Genomic DNA, 15,921 nt, shown 5'->3' with positions numbered 1-15,921 from the left:
CGTTCAACGCCCTCTCAACCTGCCGCTCGCATGCCGGCGGAACCATCGCTCCATCTCCAACGAGCCGGCTTCATCCGCAGCGCATACACGGCATGCCCTGCAACTGTTAGCGGCCAGATCTTCCAGGCCGATCCATGCGATTCAGCCGGTTACATCATCATCTGCGGGTCGATATCGACGCTGAACCGGACGTCCTGTTCTTTGGCGATCGAATCGAACTCGCGCATCGCTTCCGCCAGCAGACCCGACAGATTCACGTCTCCCCGGCATTTGATAATGCACTGGAAGCGGTAGCGGTTCTTAATTCGCGGAATCGGAGAGGCGACCGGACCGAGAATCTCCATCGCGTCCGCATGCTCATGCAGCGGAAGCAGCCAGCCCTGGCGCTCCGCCAGCTCCTTGAGCCGCTGAGCCGCATTCTCGGCCACGCGCACGAGCAGCGGCAGCTGTTCATGCGACATCGACAGCAGCGCCAGACGGCAGAAGGGCGGAACCATCAGGTTGCGCCGATGCCGCAGCTCTTCGGAAGCGAAGCCGCCGTAATCATGTCCCGACGCATGGATAATGGAGTAATGCTCCGGCGCGTAGGTCTGCACGATGACTTCCCCCGGCAGATCATGGCGTCCGGCCCGGCCGGCGACCTGTGTCAGCAGGTGGAACGTCTTCTCGGCCGCACGGAAGTCCGGCATATGCAGCGCCGAATCGGCGGCAATAACGCCAACCAGCGTGACATGCGGAAAGTCCAGTCCCTTCGCCACCATCTGCGTGCCTAGCAGCACGTCGGCCTTCCGTTCGCGGAACTGCTGCAGCAGCCGCTCATGCGACCCTTTCTCCGAGGTCGTGTCCACGTCCATTCGGATGACGCGAATGCCGGGGAAGCGGCGGGCGAGCTGTTCCTCTACCCGCTGGGTGCCCGTGCCGAAATAACGGATATGCTCGCTCTCGCAGGACGGGCATACTTCCGGCGCCCGCTCCGCGTGGCCGCAGTAATGGCAGCGCATATGCCCCGTTTTCATATGATACGTCAGCGAGATATCGCATTCCGGACACTGAGCCACATAACCGCAGCTGCGGCACATGACGAACGTCGAGTAGCCCCTGCGGTTCAACAGCAGCACGGTCTGCTCCTGCCGCTCCAACCGCTGCTCCAGCGCCGCCTCCAGCGGCGCGCTGAACATGGAACGGTTGCCGAGCTTCAACTGCTCCCTCATATCGACGATCGTGACCGGAGGAAGCGGCCTGCCGCCGACGCGCGAAGGCATCGCCAGCGGAGTCAGCTTCCATGGGGGCGGCTCCAGCCCCCCGGGGATCTGCTCGTAGCCGTTCAGACGGGAGGCGTAATACGTCTCCATCGCAGGCGTCGCCGAACCGAGGACGACAACGGCGCCCTGCCGGCGCGCCCGTTCGATCGCGACGTCGCGGGCGTGATATTTCGGCGTCTCTTCCTGCTTGTAGGATGTCTCATGCTCTTCATCCATAATAATAAGGCCAATCCGGGGAAAAGGGGCAAACACCGCCGAGCGGGCCCCGATCGCTACCTGCACGCGGCCTTCTCGGATTTTGCGCCACTCGTCGTAACGTTCGCCCTGGGAGAGACGGCTATGCATGACCGCTACCCGGGAGCCGAATCTCCCCTTGAAGCGCTCGACCATCTGCGGAGTCAGCGAGATCTCCGGCACGAGCACGATCGCTTCGCGTCCGGAAGCGAGGCACCGCTCGATCGCCTGCAAATAGACCTCTGTCTTGCCGCTCCCGGTTACCCCGTGCAGCAAGAACGTCTGATGCTCCTGTCCGTCCACCGCGAGCGCGATCGCTTCGAAGACGCGCTGCTGCTCTTCTGTCAGCGGCAGCGGCTTCGATGGCCGGAAGCGGCGTTGAGCGTACGGATCCCGAAGCACCTCGACCTCGTCGACGGCAACATAACCTTTTGCCTCCAGCGCCTTGACCGCGGATGCGTTCAAGTTTTTGAGCGGCAGTTCACCGCCATACTCCTGCAGGAGGCGCAGCGTGTCCTGCTGTCTTCCGGCCCGGTTGCCCAGCCGGACAACCGCCTCGTCGACATCATCGACCGTCAGCGTTACCCGCTTCAACCGCTTGACTCCGATGCGATCCTTGATCCGCTCCGTCTCCTGCAGCCAGCCGTGCTGGAGCGCTTCCTTAATGAGGCGCGCTGCCTGGGGAAAGGCCTGCAGCAGCTTCGGCGCCGGCAGCGGCTCGTTGCGCTGCACATAAGCAAGCAGGCTGCGCGTCTGCGGGTCGTCCAGCAGACGATCCGGGCGCAGCGCCAATTCATCCGTTCCGCCATCGGCGCCTTGAAGGAACAGGCGGGCATCGTCGCCCAGCGAGAGCGCCTTCTCCCGCTTGCCCTTGATGGCTCCCGGAATCATCGCCTGCAGAGCGGCCGTCAGCGTGCATACATAGCGGTCGCTCATCCACATTCCGAGATCGACGAGATCGGCCGGGAGCGGCGGGACGACATCCAGGAGCTGCTGAATCGGCTTGAGCCGGGAGAGCGGCACATCCGTCCGGTCGGATAATCCGATGACGCAGCCTTGCACCGTCCGCCCGCCGAACGGGACGCCGACGCGGCTGCCCTTTTCGATCCATTCCGCCATGGAAGGAGGAACCGCATAGTCGAACGGCCGGTCCGTGTCTTTGACCGACACATCGACAATGACGCGCGCAATCGTCAAGCCGGGACGAGCGGCGACGGCCCCCGCAGGCGCTTCGTCCCGAATCCGCCCAGCTCCATTATGGCTCAAGCGACTGCACCTCGTCAGGCATGGATGGCGGTTCGCCCCCCGCGGCGATCGCCTGAGCGGCAATCTGCAGCAGCCGGCGGGCGACCTCGCTCTTGGCCGTCAGCGGGATGCGCTCGACGAGTCCATTTTTACTATATATATGCACTTCATTCCGATCGGAGCCGAAGCCCGCATCCGTGCGAGAGACATCGTTCGCAACAATATAATCGAGATTTTTGCGCGCCAGCTTGTCCAAGGCGTACTGCTCCAGTTGCTCGGTCTCGGCGGCAAACCCGATCAGAAGCTGATTTTTCTTCTTCTCGCCCAGCTCCTGCAAAATATCCGGATTCCGCTCCAGCTCGATGACAAGCCGCTCGCCTGTCTTCTTCAGCTTGTGGGCGGCCCGATGCACCGGCCGGTAATCAGCCACCGCCGCCGTCTTCACGACAATGTCCGTATCCTCGTACCGTGCCATGACGGCATTCCGCATATCCAGCGCCGTCTCGACGCGAATCAGTTCGACGCCTTCCGGAGGAACCGACTGGGTCTGCCCGGCGATAAGCGTCACGCAGGCCCCCATGTCGCGGGCGGCTTCCGCGACCGCGAAGCCCATTTTCCCGGACGAATCGTTCGTAATGTAGCGGACCGGATCGATGCGCTCGATCGTGCCGCCTGCCGTGACCAGCACCCGCTTGCCTTGAAGCAAGCCCGGCCGTGCGCTTCCTTGGTCCGCCGCGCCGGCTGGCGGCAAGGCAGGCTCTCCGCCGCCTTCCGCGAACCACCGCTTCACATATTCCACGATATGCTCCGGCCCGGCCAGCCTTCCCTTGCCGGTATAGCCGCAAGCGAGAAGACCTTCTTCCGGCTCGATGAACCGGACGCCCCGCGACCGCAAGATGTCCATATTGTGGACGACGGCCGGGTGGACATACATATGTACATTCATGGCCGGAGCGACCATGACCGGCGCCGTCGTGGCGAGCAACGTCGTCGTCAGCATATCATCCGCCAGGCCGTGCGCCATTTTGGCGATCACGTTCGCCGTAGCCGGCGCCACCAGCACCAGATCCGCATGATCCGCCAGATCGATGTGGGAGACGGCCGAAGGGTCCCGCTCGTCGAACGTATCCGTATACACCGGCTGACGCGACAATGTCTGGAACGTCAGCTCCGAAATAAACTGAGTCGCCGATGCCGTCATGATGACATGCACCTCGGCCCCCTCCTGCTTCAACTTGCTGCACAGCGCCGCAGCCTTGTAAGCCGCAATGCCGCCCGTGACGCCGAGCAATATCGATTTTCCTTGCAGCATACGCCCCCGCCTTTCCGCTCCTCTATCGCGCAAGCCTCCATCCCGGCGGCTGCCTGCCCTCCCGGATAGGGAGCATTCTCGTCATTTGAAAAAAATAACAACCTGACGGTTGTTATTTGCTTCCCTGCTCAATTAATGGGCGGCGGTCTCTCAGCCGGTTCGGCTGTCCGCTCACCGTCTATGAACCGATTCCGCAGGCGGATCGGTGTTACACCGCGTTGCCCTGCTCGACCGTAATATGATCGCCGTAGATCTCTTCCAGCGCCACGCCGACCTGCTTATATGATTTGGGATTCTGCAATTCGGTCCGTTCCCCGTCGCGCAGTTGGCGCGCCCGGCGGGCCGCCGCCACGACCAGCGAGTATTTGCTGTCGACTTTTTTCATCAATTCGTCAATGGATGGATATAGCATAGTTCCGCACTCCTTCTCCTGCTTGTCCCGATGCCCCTTGCCGCCGGGACCGCTTCTTACTCAACCTCGAATCCTGCGCAGCGCGTGACGAGGCACACTTTATGGAAAGTGCGCCCCGCTGACTGCCGTCTTACCGATTAGGCCTGATTTTACAATGTTCGGCTATAATAATGCTCTCTATACGTTTGCACGCCAAGTCGATCTCATCGTTCACGACGGCGTAATCGTAATTCGCCATCATGGCCATTTCCTCGACCGCCGCCGTCATGCGGTGATCGATGACCGTATCGTTCTCGGTGCCCCGGCCGCGTATCCGATCCTCCAGCTCGTCCAGGGACGGAGGCAGCAGGAAGATGAAGATCCCGTTCGGGAACTTCTCCTTCACCTTCAACGCGCCCTGCACCTCGATCTCCAGAATGATGTCCTGCCCTTCGTTCAGTGTCTGCTCCACGAAGTCGCGCGGGGTGCCGTAATAGTTGCCCACATATTCGGCATGCTCCAGCAGCTTGTCATTCTCGATCATATCCAGAAACTCTTCCCGCGACTTGAAGAAATAGTTCACTCCATCGACTTCCCCTTGGCGGGGCTGGCGCGTTGTGGCGGACACCGAATAAATTAGATCGGGCAGCCGCTTCAATAAAGATTTGCATACCGTGCCTTTGCCGACGCCGGAAGGGCCGGATAGCACAATCAAAAATCCTTTCTTCATGTTCATCTCCATTTTATTCGTCGTTGTCGTCATCCTTTGTTGATAAGCGATGCGCTACCGTCTCCGGCTGGACCGCGGACAAAATGACATGGTCGCTGTCCGTAATGATGACCGCGCGGGTGCGGCGGCCGTAGGTCGCGTCAATCAGCATGTGACGATCGCGCGCTTCCTGGATGATTCTTTTGATAGGAGCCGATTCCGGGCTCACGATTGAGATGATACGGTTGGCAGATACGATGTTACCAAAACCGATATTAATCAGTTTAATGGCCATTACAGGTCCTCCCTCTACTTTCGAACGCTCCATATTTATTCCATGTTCGCGGCTTGTTCGCGAATCTTTTCCAACTCTGCCTTCATGTCTACGACATGGTTGATAATCTCCAGATGGTTCGCCTTGGAACCGATGGTGTTCGCTTCCCGGTTCATCTCCTGGATGAGAAAATCGAGCTTCCTTCCGATCGGTTCCGTGCTGTCCAGCAGCTGTCTGAACTGGTTGAAATGACTCTGTAGCCGCGTCAATTCTTCATCGATGTTGGAGCGATCCGCAAACAGAGCTACCTCCATGCCGAACTTATATTCGTCCAAGGAAGACTCGGCATCCAGCAGTTGCTCTATCCGCTGTTGCAGCTTGGCGCGATACTCGGCAACGACGAGCGGAGCCCGTGTGGAAATGTCCGCATGCAACGACTCCAGGCGGTCCAGTCGTTCCTTCATATCCTGGGCGAGGTGGTTGCCTTCCATGACCCGCATCCGACATAAACCATCCATCGCCTCCAGCAGGCCGGATTCCAGCTCGCGAAGCAGCTCTTCTCCGGACAGCGGTTGCTCTTCCTGGATGGTAAATACATCTGGCAAGCGAAGCCAGTCATTGACGGTCATCTCCCCGGAGACGCCGTATCGGTCACGAAGCAGCCGGCTGGCCTCCATATAGGCCTCCACGGTCTGCTCATTGATGGCTACCGCCGTCTTCGCTTCCCCTTCACGCTCTCTGTTAATAAACACGTCTACCCGCCCGCGCTTGACGGACTGCTGAACGAGTCGGCGCAAAGGCTCCTCGCAGCTTGTCCATTCACGCGGCATGCGCAGCATGATCTCGCAATAACGATGGTTAACGGACTTCGCTTCAATCGTAATCTTGTATCCGCCGACGGTTCGGACGGACTGGCCGTAACCGGTCATGCTGTATACCATGGGTACCACATCCATTATCCTATTTTAATTCATTACGTATAACGATACAAGGGGTCGGTCGGGCGTTCCGCTTTTTGCCACACATGCTCCGTCAGCTCGACGGTCATCTCGTAGAACATGAACGGGGTCATGAAGTAGATTCCGTTGAAATGCTTCATCGCCACATCCAGCAGCTCCTTGGCGATGGCCACGCCCTCCCGGCGCCCGCTCTCCCCCTCGAGTCCCTTCATTCGTTCCCGCACCTCGTCCGAGAGATGGATGCCCGGCACTTCATTATGAAGGTATTCCGCATTCCGTCCGCTGGCCAGCGGCATGATGCCGAGGAAGACCGGCACATTCAAATGCTTCGTCCCTTCCGCAATCCGCTCGATCAAGGAAGCGTCATATACCGGCTGCGTCATAATATAGTCCGCGCCGGCCTCGATTTTGCGCTCCAAGCGCTCGATCGCCTTGTTCAGATGCTTGACGTTCGGGTTGAACGCAGCCCCGACCACAAAATTCGCGCGCTGCTTCAACGCCTTGCCCGAGAAGGCGAGTCCCGCATTCAACTGCTTGATCATGCGGATAATCTCGAAGGAGGTCAGATCATAGACCGAGCTGGAATCCGGCAGATCGCCGAACCGGGCCGGATCCCCGGTTACCGCGAGCACATGATCGATGCCGAGCGCATCCAGGCCCATCATATGGGACTGCGTGCCGATCAGGTTGCGATCCCGGCAGGCGATATGGATGAGCGGCCGGATGCCGACCTTGTCGAGCGCCAAATAACCGAGCGCCATGTTGCTCATCCGGGTGACGGCAAGCGAGTTGTCGGCCAGCGTCAGCGCGTCGGCCCCCGCGTCCTTCAGCGCCTGCGCGCCCAGCATGAACTTCGCGATGTCCAGATCGCGCGGCGGATCCAGCTCCACGATGACGGTATGGCGTTCACGGACCGTATCGACAAGCGACGGCCCGCGCGCCGCCGTCCCCTGCCCGGGCACCGGCCCGGCGCCGCGCTCTCCGATCTCGAGCGGCGGAACGGCCTGGGCCTGCGCCTCCTCCTCGGCCAGCGCAGGAAGGGCCGGAGCCTCCACGTCAGCGAGGGCAAGCGCTATCGCCTGAATATGCTCGGGCGTCGTCCCGCAGCAGCCTCCGATAATGCGCGCGCCCAATTCGGCGAAGCGCACGGCGCTCTCTGCCATATAGTCGGCCGTAGCCACGAAGTTGTACCTACCGTCCACATAATCCGGCAGACCGGCATTCGGGAAGGCCGACATCGGCAGCGCCAGCCGACCGGTGAGATCCTCCATCGCCCGCATCAGACCGTTCGGCCCCATGCGGCAGTTCAATCCGACGATGTCGGCGCCCTCTTCGCGCAGCAGGCGGAACGCATCCAACAGACGAAGGCCGTCCTTCGTCCGATGCGACTCCTCGACCGCGAATTGGCAGATGATCGGAATGCGGTCGTCCAAGGCACGCACGATCTGAACCGCCAGCTTCATTTCCTCCATATCGTAGAACGTCTCGAACATGATCCCGTCGACGCCCTCTTCCAGCAAGGCCGACAGCTGCTCGGTATAGTCGCGTTTGACTTGATCCGTCTCGATATTTTCCCGCTTGCCGGCACGGATCGACCCCAACGCCCCTACTACATAGGCTTGGCCTCCCGCCGCCTCGCGCGCCAGCCGGGCCGCGGCCCGGTTAATCGCCTTCACCTGCTTCTCCATTCCATGCTTCGACAGCTTCTCGCGGTTCGCCGTAAATGTATTCGTCTCCAGGAGCCGGGCGCCTGCGCTCACGTATTCACGGTGAATGTCCCGGATCCGTTCCGGCTCGCTGATGTTGAGCGATTCATAGGAGATCCCTACCGGGTAGCCCAATTGATATAAATAGGTGCCCATGGCCCCGTCACCGACAATAATTTCCCCTTGCAGCACTTGACGCAAGTCCTTCATCCCGTCTCCACCCTTCTCCCAATCTTCTATGTCTGCGTCATCTACCCCATTTTATCAAGAAACGGCGCTTCTTGAAATAAAAGACGCTCCGACGGGAGCGTCTTCAGTGCATCGGTGCAGTTCACAGCTTATGCGCCCGGACTGATGCCGGCACGGCGGCCGCGCAGCGTCCTCCGGTCCATTTCCTACCATCATACCGCATAATGAATAAAAATACTATGGTTATGCCGCATGACGCTTCGGATAAGCGGGTCTGCCGCCGGAAGGCTTCTTCTTCTGGCCGCTCATCACCGAGCCGATGCCGAGCAGGAAGGTCGGTATCCCGGCCATGACGAAGGTAATCGCCCATTCCCGGAAGCCGAGCGGAACCGTCTTGAATATCGGCTGAAGCGGTTCGATATACAGCACCCCGAGCAGCAGAATCAAGGAGGAGATCACGGCGAGCACCAGATATTTATTCTGGAACAGGTTGCGATGGAAAATCGACCGCGAGCTCCGGCAATCGAAGACGTGAATCAGTTGGGCAAGCACCAAAGTGGAGAAGGCGACCGTCTGCGCCTTCGTCAGCTGGGCGGCGCTGCCGGGATCGACCTGCAGCGTCAGCCAGAACGCGATCAGCGTACAGACGCCGATAAGAATGCCGCGGCTGATGATTTTCCAGCCGAGACGGCGGGCGAAGATATTCTCCTTCGCTGAACGCGGACGATGCTCCATCAGATCCTTCTCCGGCTGATCGACGCCGAGGGCCATCGCCGGCAGCCCGTCGGTCACGAGATTGACCCACAAAATCTGAATCGGCACGAGCGGCAGCGGCAGCCCCATCATCATCGCCAGGAACATGACCAAAATCTCGCCTACATTGGAAGCAAGCAAATAGCGGATGAACTTGCGGATGTTCTCGTAGATGCCGCGCCCTTCCTCAATGGCGGCGACGATGGTGGCGAAGTTGTCATCGCTCAGAATAAGCGACGAAGCTTCCTTCGACACATCCGTGCCGGCCACGCCCATCGCGATGCCGATATCCGCGGCCTTGATTGCCGGCGCGTCGTTCACTCCGTCGCCTGTCATCGCGACGACATGGCCTTGGCGCTGCAATGATTTGACGATACGCAGTTTATGCTCCGGCGACACGCGGGCATAGACATAGACGTTATCGACGACTTTGTCCAGCGCTTCGTCATCCATCCCGGCAAGTTGAGCCCCGTTCACGCTCATGCCGCCCCGGGGAATGATGCCGAGCTGATTCGCGATCGCTTCCGCCGTCGTCTGATGATCTCCCGTAATCATCACGGTCTTGATGCCGGCGCGGCGGCACAAGCTGATCGCTTCGCGCACTTCGCGGCGCGGCGGATCGATCATGCCGGCCAGTCCGACGAACACGAGTTGGGACTCGGCTTCCGCTTCATCATGAATTGTCTCATGCGGCTTCAGCTCGCGGTACGCCAGGCCGAGCACGCGCAAAGCCTGCTTCGCCATCGCCTCGTTCTCCGCCAGCACCTTCTGCCTCAGCGTTCCCGTGAACGGCACCACCTTGCCATCCCACAGCATATATTTGCAGCGGTCCAGCAGCACATCCGGCGCGCCTTTGGTCAAGATGTGGCGTCCTCCCTGATGCGTGACGACGACCGACATCCGCTTGCGCTCGGAATCGAACGGGTACTCCTGCGTCCGTTCGTACATGCCTTGCAGCGCTCTCGGCGTCATGCCCAGCTTGGCCGCGAGGACGAGCAGCGCGCCTTCCGTCGGATCGCCCGTCACGTTCCAGACGGCCTTGAGATCTTCCGGTTCGGCCGCCTTGTCCCCCTTGCGCCCCCCTCTCGCCGAACGCATCTCCTCCGGGTACGTTTCCGTCAGGCTCGCATTGTTGCAGAGCGCGCTAATCTGCAGGAAGCGGCGCAGCTCCTGATCATGCTTGAGCTCAATCGGCTTTCCCTTCTCGCACACTTGACCGTGCGGCTCGAAGCCTTCTCCGGTCACCTCCAGCAGACGTCCGCCAAGCCACATCCGGGTCACCGTCATTTTGTTCTGCGTCAGCGTCCCGGTCTTGTCGGAGCAAATGACGGAGGCGCAGCCCAGCGTCTCCACCGAAGGCAGCTTGCGCACGATCGCCTTGCGCTTGATCATGCGCTGGACTCCAAGCGACAGCGCAATCGTCACGATGGCCGGCAGCCCTTCCGGTATGGCGGCCACCGCCAGACTGACCCCGGCCAGGAACATGGCAAGGGCGGGCTGGCCGTGCATGATGCCCGCAACGACGACCATGACGGTGAGGATAAGCGCCACGATAATGAGTATCTTGCCAAGCTGCTCCAGCCGATGCTGCAGCGGCGTATCCATCGTTTCTGTATTTTCGATCAGATGAGCGATCTTCCCCATCTCGGTATCCATTCCCGTGCGAATGACGACGCCTTTCCCGGTCCCCCGCGTCACCATCGTGCCCATGAAGCCAATATTTTTCTGATCTCCGAGGGGCAGATCCGCTTCCGGAATCCGATGATGATGCTTGCTGACCGGAACCGATTCGCCCGTCAGGGTCGATTCCTCGACATAGCAGCTATTAGTCTCCACCCAGCGAATATCGGCCGGAACGCGATCGCCGCTCTCCAGCAGAACGATATCGCCGGGAACGAGCTGATTGGCAGGAATGTGGCTTACCGTGCCGGAGCGCATCACTTTGGCCGTCGGCGCGGATAGCTGCTTCAAGGCGGTCAGCGAGCGCTCGGCCCGGAACTCCTGAATGAATCCAAGCACGCCGTTCAGCAAAATAATCGCGATAATCGTAATCGAGTCCAAATATTCGCCGAGCATGCCCGAGACGAGAGTCGCCCCCGCCAAAATGAGCACCATGAAATCTTTGAATTGATTCAAAAATAACGTTATCGGCGAAACGCGCCGCCCTGCCGACAACTCGTTGGATCCGTATCGCTCCCTTCTCGCCGCCGCATCTTCCTCAGTCAAGCCTTGATCGGCGTGGACCCCCAACGTGTTCAGCAAGTCTTCGGCCGTTGACTGGTGCCATTTTAATTGATCCATTGGTACGTTCCCCTTTCCTCCCGTAAGATGGCCCTCTTTGGCGGGACAATCCGACTCGTCCAAAGAAACGGTCTTCAGGGTAACTTTATTCGGACGAGTCAGAAAATATCCCAATGTGAGCACGGAACTCTTAAGTTTTGTCCAAAAATATGGCATCATAGGGAGATAAGGCAAATGAGCGGGAGACCGACCCCGGCCCCGCAGGATAGGAGCAATCAATATGGCATTGGATGGAATCGTTACCCGCGCCCTGGCGCATGAACTGCGGCAGACCATCGGCGCGCGCATTCATAAAATTTATCAGCCGACCGAACATGACATCGTGCTTCATATCCGGACAGCGGGACGGAACCGCAAGCTGCTGCTGTCCGCGAACCCCACCTACCCGCGGGTGCATTTTACCGAAGAGAGCTTCACCAATCCGCCGGAGCCGCCCATGTTCTGCATGCTCATGCGAAAATATTGCGAGAACGGCATTATCGAGCAAGTGGAGCAGATCGGCAGCGAGCGGATCCTGCACTTCCGCGTCCGCCAACGGGACGAGCTGGGGGATGAAGCAATCAAAACGATCGTCGTGGAGCTGACGGGACGCCACAGTAATATTATTTTGCTTGATGCGGCGACCGCCGCCATCGTGGACGGCATTCACCATGTGACCCCGGCCATCAGCAGCTACCGCATCGTCATGCCGGGCTTCGCCTATACGGCTCCGCCGGAGCAGCATAAGGCCGATCCGCTCGAGACGGACGCGGAGCAGTTCCTCGCATGGTGGGAGGAAGCCGCCGCTGGAGGGCCCGCCGCGGATCAAGCTCCCGCGGCGTTGGGCGAAGCCGGGACGAGCCATGGCCTCCCGGCCAAGCAGGCTTCCAAGTGGCTCGTGAGCCGCTTTTCCGGGATCAGCCCCCGGCTCGCGGAGGAGATGGTGTACCGCGCCGGCGCGGGCCGGGCGGAAGCGGATGCGGACGCGGACAGGCTTCTTGATGGTCCGGCGCTGTGGGAAGCCTTCTCCCGCATCATGGAACAGGTGCGGGACCATCGTTACGAGCCGACGCTCGTCGAGGATGAAGCCGGCAAATCCTACTTCTCGGCGCTGCCGCTTACGCATATTGAGGGGACCCGCACGGAATATGAGTCGATGAGCGACTGCATGGAGGCCTTCTATGGCGACAAGGCCGAACGGGACATGATCAAGCAGCGCGTAGGCGACTTGGCCCGCTTCCTCCAACAGGAGCATGACAAAAACGCGAAAAAACTGGAGAAGCTTCAAGCGACATTGGAGGAAGCGAAGGATGCGGACCGCTACCGGGTGATGGGCGAGCTGCTGTTCGCCTCGCTCCATATGCTTCGCAAGGGAGACGCTTCGGTCGAGCTTCCGAATTACTATGATGAGGAGGGAGGCATGATCACGATCCCGCTTGACCCGCTGCTCTCGCCTTCCGACAACGCGCAGCGCTTTTTCAAGAAATACAACAAGGCGAAGAACAGCATCGCCGTCGTGCAGGAGCAGATGCGCGCGGCGGAGGAAGAGAACCGGTACTTCGAGATGCTGCTGCATCAGCTTGCGGGAGCCAATCTGCAGGATGCGCAGGAGATTCGGGAGGAGCTTGTTCAGGAAGGCTATTTGCGCGTTCGGGAAAGGAAGGGCAAGCGCAAGAAAAAAGACGGGCGGCCAACGGTATACTGCTACACCTCCTCCGAGGGCATACCGATCTATGTGGGTAAAAACAATTTGCAAAATGAGTATGTTACCAACCGGCTGGCCCAGCCGAACGACACCTGGCTCCACACGAAGGACATTCCCGGCTCGCATGTCGTCATCCGGAGCGAGCGGTTCGGGGACGCCACCTTGGAGGAAGCGGCCCAGTTGGCGGCCTATTTCAGCCAGGGCAAGCATTCCAGCCTCGTCCCCGTCGACTATACGCTCATCCGCCATGTCCGCAAGCCGAACGGGGCGAAGCCCGGCTTCGTCATCTACGAGCGGCAGAAGACGCTGTTCATTACGCCGGACGCGGATCGGGTCGGACAGCTTCCGGTCTCGGTCAAGACGAGCGGTTGAGCAAGCAAAGCAAGACGCCTGGGAGATGGAACCATTCGGTTCCTTCATTCCAGGCGTCTTGTTTGTTCTCGTTCATGTCTGCGTTGCGGCTCCGCATTTGGTTCCGTTTTCGGGAGAAGACGATCCTTCCGGGACGATGATCCTGCCGATCCCGAGCATGTCTGGGCCAAGTCTGCAGCAAGTTTGGAGCATGTCCGGGACAGTCATGTTAAAGAAGCGGCGGCGGTGGCGGAAATCCTGCAAAATTACATCTTTTCAAAACAGTGCAGATGCGCGGCGAACGATTCCTGCAAAACTGCATCTTTTCCCCGTCTCAACCACGCGTCAGGGCTCAATAGGCGGAGATTCCTGCACTTTAGCAGGATTTTCCTCCAAATCGGCCGTTCCCCTTGAAAAATACTGTACTTTCGCAGGATTGCCTGCTGCAGAAGATGCAACGAAGAAAGGGTCAATCCCGCCCGCTTCGCTCCCGCAAGCGCCGGACGGTATCCAGCCCGACGCGCCGGCCGCCCAGCGCGCCGTGGAACACCTTCCCCTGCCGCGCGCCATGGAAGTCCGAGCCGGCGGTCGCGATCAGGCCGTGCCGCTCCGCCAACTGCAAATACCGCTCCGCGTCCGCGGCCGAATGATCCGAATGCCATGCTTCAATGCCGTCCCATGGCGATTCATCCAGCAGCCGGGCGACCAGCTCGTCATTGCCGTAGATGCCCGGATGAGCGAGCACGGCGGCGCCTCCCGCTTCCTTAATCCAGCGCACCGCCTCGCCAGGCCGGATGCGCGGCGGATTGACGTAAGCCGCCCCGCCGACGCCGATATAGCGCTCGAACGCCTCCTGCATGTCGCGCACCGCGCCGCGGCGGACGAGAGCGTCCGCGATATGCGGGCGGCCTACCGTCTCTCCCGGCGACAGCGGACGGCGGAGGCCGGACAGAACCTCCTCCATCGTCAGCGGAATGCCCAACTCGTTCAGCTTCGCGATCAGCATCTCGTTCCGGCGGTCCCGGACCGCGCGCAGCTCGCTCAACCGCTGCAGGAACCGCTCGTCCTCCACTCGGACGAAATAACCGAGCACATGGATATCGATGCCCTCCTCCACCGTGCTGATCTCGACGCCGGGGACAATCTCGATGCCCAAGCGCCGGCCGGCGGCGAGCGCCTCGCCGATGCCGGCCACCGTGTCATGATCGGTAATGGCCAACGCTTCAAGCCCGGCCTCCTTCGCCAAGCGGACATTCTCTTCCGGCCGGGTCATTCCGTCGGAAGCCTCCGTATGGGTGTGCAGATCGGCTCCTCCTGTCCGGACCGGGGAACCGCCGGCGCCTTCCATCGCGGCCAGCCGCGGCTGCTCCGCATCCGCTGAAGCGGAGGTAACATGTTGTGAATCGGTCATGGCAACCACTCCTTTTCTTGTCGGGTACGCAAATAGGTCATAAAGGTCGTTGCCGGCAGCGACAGCAGGCCGCCTTGGGCATGCACCGCATAGAACTGCCGCTTGATGCGAAGCGACTCGATGCGGAGCACATGGACCAGGCCGAGCGCCTGTTCGTGGCGGACGACGGCAGGCGAGAGCATCGTAATGCCGATGCCCGCCTCCACGGCCGATTTGACCGCGCCGGTGCTGCCCAGCTCCATGACGACCCGCAGCTTGGCGGGATCGGCCCCGTACGCGCGCAGCGCCTCCTCCATCACGATGCGCGTTCCCGATCCGGTCTCCCGCAGCACGAACGGATACTGCATCACATCCTCGAGCCGAACCTTCTCCGCATTCGTGAGCGGATGATTGCGCGGGGTAATGAGCATAAGCTCGTCTTCCATCACCGCCTCGACATGGATGTCCGTCTCCGTCACCGGAGCCTCGACGAGCCCGAGATGCAGCTGTTGCGAACGGACGCCGGCCACAATCTGGGACGTGTTCATAATCTGAAGCTGGATATCCAGCTGCGGGTGCTGCCTCGCGAACGCGCCAAGCAGATGAGGCAGCGCATATTCGCCAATCGTCAGGCTGGCGGCCAGCTTCAATCTGCCCTGCAGATCAAGCGTATAGTTGGACATCATCTCTTCCGTCTCGCGGACGAGATCGAGACAACGCTTCGCATAGGGCAGCAGCTTCTGCCCGGCCTCGGACAGATTCAGCTTCTTCGTCGAGCGGTGCAGCAGCTTCGTGCCGAAATATTCCTCAAGCGCCTGAATCTGCATCGTCACCGCGGGCTGGGTCATATGCAGCGTCTGGGCCGCCGCGGAGAAGCTCCCTCGCGTGGCGACCGTATAGAAAATATGAAGCTGATGGAAACTCAACCCCATGCGTCCTTCATCCTCTCCCATGGACTCTCTCCCTCATTATACTCCAACGGGAGCGAACATTAGAAAGACTGCCCGCAAAGCCCCGCCCCGGGGCGGGCGACAGTCGGCGGGGCAGGCGGCTGCGCAGCGGAGGCGTCCGATAGCGCGGCGGGCAGGCGGCTGCGCGGCTCGGGCCGAGCCGTACCGTCCGCCGTTTCCGCTCTCGGCCTGCCGCCGCAATAAAATGACC

At 60.5% G+C, this 15,921-nt stretch carries 11 protein-coding genes; 1 reads left to right on the top strand and 10 read right to left on the bottom strand.

Going from position 1 to position 15,921, the window contains the following annotated elements:
• Positions 1-149: 149 nt before the first annotated feature.
• The 8 genes from priA to OCY70_RS22390 all read right to left on the bottom strand — a co-directional run bounded on the left by priA (position 150) and on the right by OCY70_RS22390 (position 11,335).
• Positions 150-2,762: a primosomal protein N' gene (priA, locus tag OCY70_RS22425; protein WP_249724690.1), complete on the bottom strand. Its 2,613-nt coding sequence runs from the start codon at positions 2,760-2,762 to the stop codon at positions 150-152.
• Entirely contained in the window at positions 2,752-4,053 is a 1,302-nt protein-coding gene (coaBC, locus tag OCY70_RS22420) for a bifunctional phosphopantothenoylcysteine decarboxylase/phosphopantothenate--cysteine ligase CoaBC (protein ID WP_213427057.1), read from the bottom strand. The genes priA and coaBC overlap by 11 nt, the downstream gene beginning before the upstream one ends.
• Positions 4,054-4,261: 208 nt before the next feature.
• A complete protein-coding gene (gene rpoZ / locus OCY70_RS22415) occupies positions 4,262-4,465 on the bottom strand; it encodes a DNA-directed RNA polymerase subunit omega (protein WP_168182749.1) in 204 nt (67 codons plus the stop codon).
• 130 nt (positions 4,466-4,595) lie between these two features.
• Positions 4,596-5,174, bottom strand: a complete 579-nt coding sequence (gene gmk, locus OCY70_RS22410) for a guanylate kinase (protein WP_213427058.1) — start codon at positions 5,172-5,174, stop codon at positions 4,596-4,598.
• A gap of 13 nt (positions 5,175-5,187) precedes the next feature.
• Positions 5,188-5,448, bottom strand: coding sequence for an extracellular matrix/biofilm regulator RemA (gene remA / locus OCY70_RS22405; RefSeq protein WP_005548256.1), 261 nt, complete (start codon positions 5,446-5,448; stop codon positions 5,188-5,190).
• Between the two features lie 35 nt (positions 5,449-5,483).
• Positions 5,484-6,368, bottom strand: a complete 885-nt coding sequence (locus OCY70_RS22400) for a YicC/YloC family endoribonuclease (protein WP_213427059.1) — start codon at positions 6,366-6,368, stop codon at positions 5,484-5,486.
• Positions 6,369-6,400: 32 nt separating this feature from the next.
• Positions 6,401-8,302 (bottom strand): bifunctional homocysteine S-methyltransferase/methylenetetrahydrofolate reductase, encoded by a 1,902-nt coding sequence (locus OCY70_RS22395; protein ID WP_213427060.1) that lies wholly within the window; start codon positions 8,300-8,302, stop codon positions 6,401-6,403.
• A gap of 222 nt (positions 8,303-8,524) precedes the next feature.
• Positions 8,525-11,335: a calcium-translocating P-type ATPase, SERCA-type gene (locus tag OCY70_RS22390; protein ID WP_213427061.1), complete on the bottom strand. Its 2,811-nt coding sequence runs from the start codon at positions 11,333-11,335 to the stop codon at positions 8,525-8,527.
• Between the two features lie 220 nt (positions 11,336-11,555).
• Here OCY70_RS22390 and OCY70_RS22385 point away from each other — a divergent pair, with 220 nt between their 5' ends.
• The gene (locus OCY70_RS22385; RefSeq protein WP_213427062.1) at positions 11,556-13,391 is read left to right on the top strand and encodes an Rqc2 family fibronectin-binding protein; all 1,836 of its coding nucleotides are present in this window, start codon (positions 11,556-11,558) and stop codon (positions 13,389-13,391) included.
• A 448-nt stretch (positions 13,392-13,839) separates the two neighbouring features.
• Here OCY70_RS22385 and OCY70_RS22380 read toward each other — a convergent pair whose 3' ends face one another.
• Positions 13,840-14,781, bottom strand: coding sequence for a PHP domain-containing protein (locus tag OCY70_RS22380; RefSeq protein ID WP_213427063.1), 942 nt, complete (start codon positions 14,779-14,781; stop codon positions 13,840-13,842).
• Complete coding sequence (locus OCY70_RS22375) at positions 14,778-15,692, bottom strand: selenium metabolism-associated LysR family transcriptional regulator (RefSeq protein WP_213427083.1); 915 nt, start codon at positions 15,690-15,692, stop codon at positions 14,778-14,780. The genes OCY70_RS22380 and OCY70_RS22375 overlap by 4 nt, the downstream gene beginning before the upstream one ends.
• Positions 15,693-15,921: the final 229 nt, after the last annotated feature.

Source organism: Paenibacillus melissococcoides (assembly GCA_944800085.1).
Lineage (GTDB): Bacteria > Bacillota > Bacilli > Paenibacillales > Paenibacillaceae > Paenibacillus_B > Paenibacillus_B melissococcoides.
Note: the sequence above shows the minus strand (reverse complement) of the source record. Positions and strands in the feature narration are given on the sequence as shown.

Excerpts from the sequence above, each read along its gene's own strand:
- coaBC (WP_213427057.1), bottom strand. The coding sequence starts at position 4,053 with ATGCTGCAAGGAAAATCGATATTGCTCGGCGTCACGGGCGGCATTGCG.
- rpoZ (WP_168182749.1), bottom strand. The coding sequence starts at position 4,465 with ATGCTATATCCATCCATTGACGAATTGATGAAAAAAGTCGACAGCAAA.
- gmk (WP_213427058.1), bottom strand. The coding sequence starts at position 5,174 with ATGAAGAAAGGATTTTTGATTGTGCTATCCGGCCCTTCCGGCGTCGGC.
- remA (WP_005548256.1), bottom strand. The coding sequence starts at position 5,448 with ATGGCCATTAAACTGATTAATATCGGTTTTGGTAACATCGTATCTGCC.
- OCY70_RS22400 (WP_213427059.1), bottom strand. The coding sequence starts at position 6,368 with ATGGTATACAGCATGACCGGTTACGGCCAGTCCGTCCGAACCGTCGGC.
- OCY70_RS22395 (WP_213427060.1), bottom strand. The coding sequence starts at position 8,302 with ATGAAGGACTTGCGTCAAGTGCTGCAAGGGGAAATTATTGTCGGTGAC.
- OCY70_RS22390 (WP_213427061.1), bottom strand. The coding sequence starts at position 11,335 with ATGGATCAATTAAAATGGCACCAGTCAACGGCCGAAGACTTGCTGAAC.
- OCY70_RS22385 (WP_213427062.1), top strand. The coding sequence starts at position 11,556 with ATGGCATTGGATGGAATCGTTACCCGCGCCCTGGCGCATGAACTGCGG.
- OCY70_RS22380 (WP_213427063.1), bottom strand. The coding sequence starts at position 14,781 with ATGACCGATTCACAACATGTTACCTCCGCTTCAGCGGATGCGGAGCAG.
- OCY70_RS22375 (WP_213427083.1), bottom strand. The coding sequence starts at position 15,692 with ATGGGGTTGAGTTTCCATCAGCTTCATATTTTCTATACGGTCGCCACG.